At 67.8% G+C, this 7,961-nt stretch carries 7 protein-coding genes; 4 read left to right on the top strand and 3 right to left on the bottom strand.

Going from position 1 to position 7,961, the window contains the following annotated elements:
* Nucleotides 1-22 precede the first annotated feature (22 nt).
* The gene (locus tag LQD00_RS18385) at nucleotides 23-994 is read right to left on the bottom strand and encodes a 1,4-dihydroxy-2-naphthoyl-CoA synthase (protein WP_232718599.1); all 972 of its coding nucleotides are present in this window, start codon (nucleotides 992-994) and stop codon (nucleotides 23-25) included.
* Between the two features lie 162 nt (nucleotides 995-1,156).
* On the opposite strand from LQD00_RS18385, the gene LQD00_RS18390 reads away from it, so the two are divergent.
* Together LQD00_RS18390 and LQD00_RS18395 are read left to right on the top strand one after the other, a co-directional pair.
* Nucleotides 1,157-1,408 carry a hypothetical protein gene (locus LQD00_RS18390; protein WP_232718600.1) on the top strand — a complete coding sequence of 84 codons (252 nt, stop codon included), beginning with the start codon at nucleotides 1,157-1,159 and terminating at the stop codon, nucleotides 1,406-1,408.
* 25 nt (nucleotides 1,409-1,433) lie between these two features.
* Complete coding sequence (locus tag LQD00_RS18395) at nucleotides 1,434-2,084, top strand: PaaI family thioesterase (RefSeq protein WP_232718602.1); 651 nt, start codon at nucleotides 1,434-1,436, stop codon at nucleotides 2,082-2,084.
* Between the two features lie 21 nt (nucleotides 2,085-2,105).
* Here LQD00_RS18395 and LQD00_RS18400 read toward each other — a convergent pair whose 3' ends face one another.
* A complete protein-coding gene (locus LQD00_RS18400) occupies nucleotides 2,106-4,208 on the bottom strand; it encodes an Rv1355c family protein (protein ID WP_232718604.1) in 2,103 nt (700 codons plus the stop codon).
* 172 nt (nucleotides 4,209-4,380) lie between these two features.
* Here LQD00_RS18400 and LQD00_RS18405 point away from each other — a divergent pair, with 172 nt between their 5' ends.
* The gene (locus LQD00_RS18405; RefSeq protein ID WP_232718606.1) at nucleotides 4,381-5,142 is read left to right on the top strand and encodes a hypothetical protein; all 762 of its coding nucleotides are present in this window, start codon (nucleotides 4,381-4,383) and stop codon (nucleotides 5,140-5,142) included.
* Here the strand turns inward: LQD00_RS18405 and LQD00_RS18410 are convergent.
* Nucleotides 5,088-6,248: a GGDEF domain-containing protein gene (locus LQD00_RS18410; protein WP_232718608.1), complete on the bottom strand. Its 1,161-nt coding sequence runs from the start codon at nucleotides 6,246-6,248 to the stop codon at nucleotides 5,088-5,090. The genes LQD00_RS18405 and LQD00_RS18410 overlap by 55 nt on opposite strands.
* Nucleotides 6,249-6,708: 460 nt before the next feature.
* Between LQD00_RS18410 and LQD00_RS18415 the strand changes: the two genes are divergently transcribed.
* Nucleotides 6,709-7,890, top strand: coding sequence for an EAL domain-containing protein (locus LQD00_RS18415; protein ID WP_232718609.1), 1,182 nt, complete (start codon nucleotides 6,709-6,711; stop codon nucleotides 7,888-7,890).
* Nucleotides 7,891-7,961: the final 71 nt, after the last annotated feature.

The following is a 7,961-nucleotide window of genomic DNA, read 5'->3' on the forward strand; positions in this document are numbered from 1 at the left end:
CCGTGCCCGCGTGCGTGCCGCGTCAGTAGTAGTACGGGAAGTCGTCCCAGCGCGGATCGCGCTTCTCCAGGAATGCATCCCGGCCCTCGACGGCCTCGTCGGTCATGTAGGCCAGGCGGGTCGCCTCACCGGCGAACACCTGCTGACCCATGAGGCCGTCGTCGGTGAGGTTGAAGGCGAACTTCAGCATGCGCTGCGCGGTGGGCGATTTGCCGTTGATCTTGCGGGCCCACTCGATGGCGGTGTTCTCCAGCTCGGCGTGCGGGGCGACGCGGTTGACCGCGCCCATGCGGTGCATGGTATCCGCGTCGTAGGCCTCGCCGAGGAAGAAGATCTCGCGGGCGAACTTCTGGCCGACCTGCTTGGCGAGGTAGGCGCTGCCGTAGCCGGCGTCGAAGGAGCCCACGTCGGCGTCGGTCTGCTTGAACCGGGCGTGCTCGGCGGAGGCCAGGGTCAGGTCGCACACCACGTGCAGTGAGTGGCCGCCGCCGGCCGCCCACCCGTTGACCACCGCGATGACCACCTTGGGCATGGTGCGGATGAGTCGCTGGACCTCGAGGATGTGGAGTCGTCCGCCCTCGGCCTTGACCCGGGCCTCGTCGACGGAGTCGGCGCCCGCTGCCACGACGTCGGTGTCGTGGCTGGTCGCGTACTGGTACCCGGAACGGCCGCGGATGCGCTGGTCGCCGCCACTACAGAAGGCCCACCCGCCGTCCTTGGGGCTCGGGCCGTTGCCGGTCAGGAGGATCGTGCCGACATCGGGGGAGCGGCGGGCGTGGTCGAGCACCCGGTAGAGCTCGTCGACGGTGTGCGGGCGGAAGGCGTTGCGGACCTCCGGCCGGTCGAAGGCCACCCGCACGATGCCGTTCTCGCGACCCTCACCCGCGTGACGGTGGTAGGTGATGTCGGTGAGGTCGGTGAACCCGGGCGCCGGGGTCCACTGGGCCGGGTCGAACGGCTGGTCGGCGGTCTTGGTGTCGTCGGTCGCGCTCATGCGCTCAGAGTAGTGATCGCAGACGGGCCGGGCTCACGGCGGTCTGACGGTGCGCGGGCGTCCGCAGTGGATCAAAGGTCCTGATGAGTTCGGTTTCCCCGCGAACCGTATACGATGCGGGGTTTTCAGCAGATTCCCAGTTCGCAGTGCTTACATGTACCCATGGACACCTGGGGGTGGATTGTCGTCGGAGTAGCCGGCTGGTGCGTACTCGCCGCGGTGGTCGCGGTGATCGTGGGGCGGGCGGTACGGCTTCGAGACGAGAAGGAGCGCGGGCCGCGTGGTGTCCCCGACTTCGTCCCCGGTACGTCACAGGGGTTCGCGCGCCACGGTGTGTGCGTCGACCTCGACTCGCACCGTTGTTCCGACCGGCGCCGTCCGGGTGGCCAGGGGGAGCACCAGTCCGGCTCGTGAATCGGTCTTCTTATACGGTTGACCGGTGAGTGAAGCGAACGACCGTGCTGTAGAGATCGTCGAGGAAGACCCGCACGAGGGTGGTTTCCGGCCCCATGCGGCCATCACCACCGAGCGCGGTGGCCCGCGGTACGGCGAGTTCAGCGAACAGGTCCGTCTGCTGATGGACAATGCGCGCTACGCCTGCCCCGACGACGAGCTCGTCGACGAACTCATCGAGCACCTCACCGCCGTCAACGAGCGACTCGCCAAGGTCCGCATCGACGAATGGCATTCGCCTGCCGGCACCCGCGTCGACCTGCCGTCCCGCGGCAACATCACCCTCCCGCCCTACGAGGTCGTCGAGGCCTCCGAGGACGGAGTCGTCGCTGAACTGGTCTTCCGCGACTTCCATCTCGGCGGTAACGCCGCCGCACACGGCGGGCATGTCGCTGTCGCCTTCGACGACCTCGGTGGTTACGCCTCGGCCGTGGCGATCCAGCACGTCAGCCGCACCGCCTACCTGAACGTGCAGTATCGCTCCATCACCCCGCTGAACACGAAGCTGCGCGTGCGCGCCTGGGCGGACAGGATCGAGGGCCGCAAGGTCTTCATCAAGGGCACCATGCATGACGGTGACCGGTTGTGCGCCGAGATGGACGCGCTGTTCATCAAGCTCAAGCCCGGCCAGGCCTAGCCAGGTCTTGCACCCGGCCCGTCAGCCGGGGAGCCGACGGCTGCGCACCGTCGGCGACGCCGACCGCGACACACGCAGTGCGATGGTGACGGACTCGTCGTCGGCGACCGGACACAGCTCATGCATCTCACGACGCAGACCGGCGAGAACGTCGCCGTGGTTGCTCGACAGCGAGCGAGCCGTCGCGTCGTCGAAGGCGTAGAGGAACGCGGGGGTCATGGGGTGAACTGCGTAGCCGAGTTGTTCGGCGGTCGCCCACAGTTGCTCGACGACGAGGCCGGCCCGTAGGTAGTCCGCCGATGTCCGTCCCCGCTGGACCAGGAGCAGGATTCCCGACGCCGAGGTGACCCGTGCCGCCGCGTCGGCGCCCAGTGCGGCACCACCGCCCCACTCGTCGAGCAGCGACATCACGTCGGCGCGGCGGAGCACGTCGAGCATCCCGGCCATGGCCGGCGGCAGGTCGAGGGAGGCGATGTCGATGCCGGCGCCGTCCGTGGGGTCGGCGGTGAGTTCGGCGAACATCTCGCGGTGCAGCTGCGGGGTCAGGAAGCGCACCCGGTCGGAGCGATCGGCGATCGATGCGAAGGTCGTGATCCGCGCACGGTCGGCAAGCGGTACGAGCCGGGTGACCTCGGTGTCGGCCACGTCGGCGAGACGGATCAGGTCGGTGTCGTCCAGCGGTGAACCGTCTCCGGGTCCGCGCCGGGTGCTCCGCGCCAGCAGAGAGCGGAGTTCGCGCTCGTGCTCGGGGGCGTGCACGCCCGCACCGAGGCCCTTGAGCCGCACCCGTCCGAGGATCGTCCGATCGTCCGCGACGACCTCGATGTCGTCGAGTACGCCGCGACTCGCCGCGGCGACGCGGGCGTTGTGCAGGGCGGCACCCACCGCAACCGCGGAGGCCCGGTGCTCTATGTCGAGCGTCGACGTGCGGCACCGGTCCAGGGCGATGGTCACGGAGTCGTCGTCGGCGATGATCTGCCACGGCTGCTGGTTGCCCGCCGACGGGGCCCGGCTCGCTGCGTACGTGATCAGTTCGAGGTCGGACATCTCCTCGACCGGGAGCTCGCGGTCTGCCGACTCGTCGGCCGTGCCGACGTTGCCGAGAACACGGTCGAGGGGATCGGTGAGGCCGTCGAGCCAGGTGTCGCGATCGAAGCGCACGCGTCCCGACGGCAGCGGCCTGCCCTGGACGAGGCGGCGGACCGCGGCGGCGACCGTCGCGCCACCGAGGAGGACGTCGCCGGCCAGCTGGGGCCAGGCGGTGACCGAGTGACCGAGCTCGATCGCCGACGCGGCCATCGGTGCGGTCACCATCGCCGGCTCGAGCACCTTGACGGCCAGCGGTGTCAGACGCGCGCGGTCCAGCCCCACGAGGTCCTCGATGTGGAGGTCGCCCGCGAGGCCGTGGAACAACGGACGATCCGGCTCGAGGTCGAAGCGCTCCACGTCCAGCGTCCCGCCGTCACTGGTCTCCATCAGCACCGGGATGCCCAGCTGCCGGCAACGGTGCCGGACCAGCACCTTCACGTCGAAGGAATCGCATTCCTCGACGACGAGATCGAGCCCGTCGAGGAATTCGTCGATGTTCGCCGCGGTGATGCCGTTCGAGAAGACCGAAGTCGTCAAATAGGGATCTATTTCGGAAAGCCGACGAGAAGCGACCACGGCTTTGTTGGTGTCTATATCCAGCAATGTTGCCGGAATTCGATTCATATTGGTCAGTTCGAGGTCGTCGAAATCGGCCAGGCGTAATTCGCCGGCCAATCCCTCGAGCGTCAGGGTGAGGGCGATGGCGTGACCCACGCTCAATCCCACGACACCGATGCGTAGCTTCGCCGCGGCATCGAGATCCGCGGCGGTCAGCTTATGTCGGTTGCGGTCCAGGCGAAGACGACGAAAAGACAGTGGACCGGGGATTTTCACCAGGGATTTTCGCCAGGGAAAGTATGCGAAACGGGGTTCTTCGGCCAGGAGTGCCGGGTCGACCGGTGGCAGGATCTCGTCGAGTGCGCGGGTGGTCTGCACCGTCAGGTCGGTCACGTCGATCGAGTCGTCGTCGAACAGGGAATCGGGGACTTCGGACTGGGAGTACAGGACGGCGGTGGTGGCCGGCGCGGAGGGCATACCTCATCGTGACCTACTCGACCGGGCGTCGCCAACCGGGTCGACAGGTGCCGAATCCGGAAGGAAACGGCACTTGTGAGCCTGCACAAAAACGCTCTTGTGGCAACATTACACGCGGGGTCAGGGGAGATCTCGCAATGAATTCCTCCATTTCGGAAGGCGTAATCCTGCGATGAAAGCGATGAGAACCGCCGGTGAGGTGGTGCGAACGGGGGTTCTGCGTGGCACCGCCGAGGAAGCAGGGTCGGAGTACACGGTCGTCGCGGCCGCACCCGGCCGTGAGGGCGCATTGTGGGATCGGTATCTGAACGGGGCCGCCGCCGCGTACGAACGGCACGGTTGTGCGGCCGCTCTCGACTACGACGAGGTCGCCTCGGGTGCGGGAACAGCCCTGTTCTTCGCGGTCCTCGACGACACCGACCAGGTCCGGGGTGGCTTGCGCGTCCAGCCGAGGTTCGGTGCGGCGGCCCAGTCGCATGCGCTGGTCGAGTGGGCCGGCCAGCCTGGTCAGGTGCAGCTGGTGAACGCGATCGAGTCGCGCCTCGCCGGTGGGATCGTCGAGGTCAAGACCGCTTGGGTGGATGAGCGTTCCCCGATCGCGAGATCGGTGGCCGGGCAGCTCTCGCGGTTGGGGCTGGTGATCATGGAGATGTCGGGGACCGACCACATGATGGCGACCGCGGCCGACCACGTGCTGCGGCGCTGGCAGTCCGGCGGCGGGCGCGTCGACGAATCCGTGCCGCCGACCCCGTTCCCCGACGAGCGGTACCGCACGCGCCTCATGTGGTGGGATCGTGCCCGCATCCGCGAACACACCACTCTCGAGACGTGGCGACAGATGCGCATGGAAGCCGACATCCTGCAGACATCGGGCGCGGCTCAGCTCCTGCCCGGACGCGTCTCCATCTCGACGAAGTCCGCGGGTCGCTGGTAGAAGACCTCGTACAGGCTCGCCGACGGAGGTGATGCCGGGGGGTCCTCCGCGGCGTGGGCGCTCAGCGTGCCGTCGTTCCACACGATCGGGTCGATCGTGTCGATGACCGTGGTGTCGCGGCCGCTCTCCTTGGCCCGGTAGACGCATTCGTCGGCGCGGCCGAGCAGGTTGCCGATGACGTCGTCGGTCGAGTGGGCACTGCCGTCCCGCGAGGACACCAGCGGTGCGCAGACGCCCCCGACACTGACCGTCACCGGCGCGGTCGCGGCCACGGCGGCACGCAGACGCTCGGCGCAGCGGAAGAGCTCTTCCTGGTCACGGACGACGTGGAAGAGGAGGAACTCCTCGCCGCCGTAACGGCAGACCTCGGATCCGACCGGTGCGTGTTCGCGGATGGCGGCCGCGGCCGAGAGCAGCACGCCGTCGCCGGCGAGGTGCCCGTACTCGTCGTTTATCCGCTTGAAGTGGTCGACGTCGAGCAGCAGGATGCCGATCCATCCGGTCGAGGATCGCGCGGCCGACAACAACTGGGACGCCCGGATGAGGAAGCCGCGACGGTTGAGCAGGCCGGTCAGCGGGTCGATCCCGCACAGGCGGGTCTGCTGGTCGAGAACGGCCTCCATCGATTTCCGGAGAGCCACGACGAGGAAGACCGGCACGACGATGACGCCGAACATCGCGCCGAAACCGATCAGGAAGGTGGGCACGGAGTTCGCGAGGATGGCCAGGACCAGCGCGGCGCAGGCGCTGGCGACCGCCAGGTGGGACAGGATGAGCCGCGGCGAGGCGGTGATCGCGCCGATCGCCGGGATGACCGCCACGATGGTCAGCACCAGGGCTGCGGTGAGGGGATCGGCGAGGATCAACGACGTGCCGCCGATGCCCGCGATACCGAATCCGCCGAGGGCCGCGAATTCCGGGTCGGTCAGGCGGCGACGGAGAGCGGTGAAGGCGAAGATCAGGGCGATGAACGACCAGATGGCCATCAGCACGATCATCTTGCCGGGCTTGATCGTGTGGGGAGCGAGCAGCGCGATGAGAGGCAGCGGCAGAACGCCACCGGTGCTGATCAGCGTTGCCATGGAGCGCGCGTCGTAGCGCCGCATCACATTCCTGATCAAGGCCATACGCCGGGACCGCTTTCCGTTGCTATGACCGCGCATGCGGTCACGGATACTCCGAACATGGGATTTACGAATACAAAATCGTAACCGGAACGAACGAGTCCTGAGTGGCGTCGCACCCAGGACTTGCCGCCACCTTAGCAGTCGTTTTGTAGCCTTTCTAATTGTTTGCCGAGATCTGCAGAAAGGGTGAGCGTCGACGAACAGCGCGGTCGGATACCGAGACCCGGAATTCTACGGCCGGGCTGTCGGGCGTGCGCGCCGACGTGATTTCGACACCAGCAAGCCGTCGAATTCCTCCGCCCGAATTCGCGGTACTTCGAGCGCGACGCGGCGCGGGTCGGCGCTCGAACCGAGCGGTCTGCGAGTAGAGTCTCGCGCACGGCGGGACGCGGCGATCGGGCCGCGGCCGGGGGGATCGGACGAGATAGATGATGGAGCGTTGAACCGCGACGCAACGGTGATCGCGGTGTCGGTCGACCCCTATCACCGCGCCGTCGTCGCCTACGGGCACCAGTCCGCCGTATCGATCGCCGAGTTGTTCGTCGAACGGGTCCTGATGCCGATCAGTCCGCGCGCCCGGTTCGAGCGCCGGTCGGACCTGCAGTGGCTGATCTCCCTCTCCGCGGACGACGGCGGCCACGATGCCCTCATCGACGCGGCCCGGCGCAAACTCGGTGCGCACACCGTCAGCGACGGCGACCGCAGCGCCTTCCTCGACGTGTGCATGGGCGTCGCCGTGAGTGCGGATCTCTGCGCCGTCTCCGACGAGACCGATCTGGTGCGGCACGCCGACGCCGCTCTGTGCGTCGCCCTCACCCGGCGGGTGCACGTCGAGTTCGCGCACCCCAGCATGGTGCGGCAGATCAGCGCGGAGGTCGACCTCGCGGCCTGGCTCACCCGTTCGGTGGAGCGTGACTTCTCCGTCTTCTACCAACCGATCGTCACAATGGCGGACCGGCGGGTGGTCGGTTACGAGTCGCTGCTCCGGTGGCACACCGAATCCGGTGTCCTCTCGCCCGATGCGTTTCTCGCAGTGGCCGAGGGCATCTCACTGCTCGCGCCGATCGGACGGCATGCCATCGGGGAGGCCATCCGGGATCTGGCCGGCGACATCTCCGAGATGGCGGGGGAGGAGGCCTTCGTCTCGCTCAACCTCTCGGGGCAGCAGCTCTCCGACGAGGGCCTCGTCCACTACATCGACGGTCTGATCCGCGACCATCGGGTCGACCCGTCGCGGGTGTGGATCGAGGTCCGGGAGGATCAGGTGATCCGGCTCGAGACGTCGGCGGCCCGGACCGTCAACGGCCTGCACGACCTCGGGTGCACGATCTGCGTCGACGACCTCGGCGCCGGTTTCTCGGCCCTTCGTTACGTCCGCGATCTGCCCGTCGATGTCCTGAAGGTCGATCGCACGCTGATCGCCCAACTGGTTCACAGTCATTCCGATCGTGCTGTGGTGCGGGCGATCTCGGAGATGGCGGCGGCCACCGGGCTACGGATGGTGGCCGAGGGCATCGAGAGCGACGATGTGCTGGAAGTGCTCACGGAGTTCGGCTTCGACTACGCGCAGGGATTCTTCTTCGGCCGGCCCGAACCGCTGGCCTCCTGGACGGGACCGTAGCCCGTCGAGGCGGTGACATGGTGGTCCGAGGACACCTCCGAGCCCAGGACGCCGGCGGGCCGGCGCGCCGT

Origin of the sequence: Gordonia metallireducens, from assembly GCF_021245825.1 — a bacterium.
Classification (GTDB): domain Bacteria; phylum Actinomycetota; class Actinomycetes; order Mycobacteriales; family Mycobacteriaceae; genus Gordonia; species Gordonia namibiensis.

What these genes read in the sequence shown, in the direction of transcription:
- LQD00_RS18385 (WP_232718599.1), bottom strand. Translation starts at nt 994, where the DNA reads ATGAGCGCGACCGACGACACCAAGACCGCCGACCAGCCGTTCGACCCG.
- LQD00_RS18390 (WP_232718600.1), top strand. Translation starts at nt 1,157, where the DNA reads ATGGACACCTGGGGGTGGATTGTCGTCGGAGTAGCCGGCTGGTGCGTA.
- LQD00_RS18400 (WP_232718604.1), bottom strand. Translation starts at nt 4,208, where the DNA reads ATGCCCTCCGCGCCGGCCACCACCGCCGTCCTGTACTCCCAGTCCGAA.
- LQD00_RS18405 (WP_232718606.1), top strand. Translation starts at nt 4,381, where the DNA reads ATGAAAGCGATGAGAACCGCCGGTGAGGTGGTGCGAACGGGGGTTCTG.
- LQD00_RS18410 (WP_232718608.1), bottom strand. Translation starts at nt 6,248, where the DNA reads ATGCGGCGCTACGACGCGCGCTCCATGGCAACGCTGATCAGCACCGGT.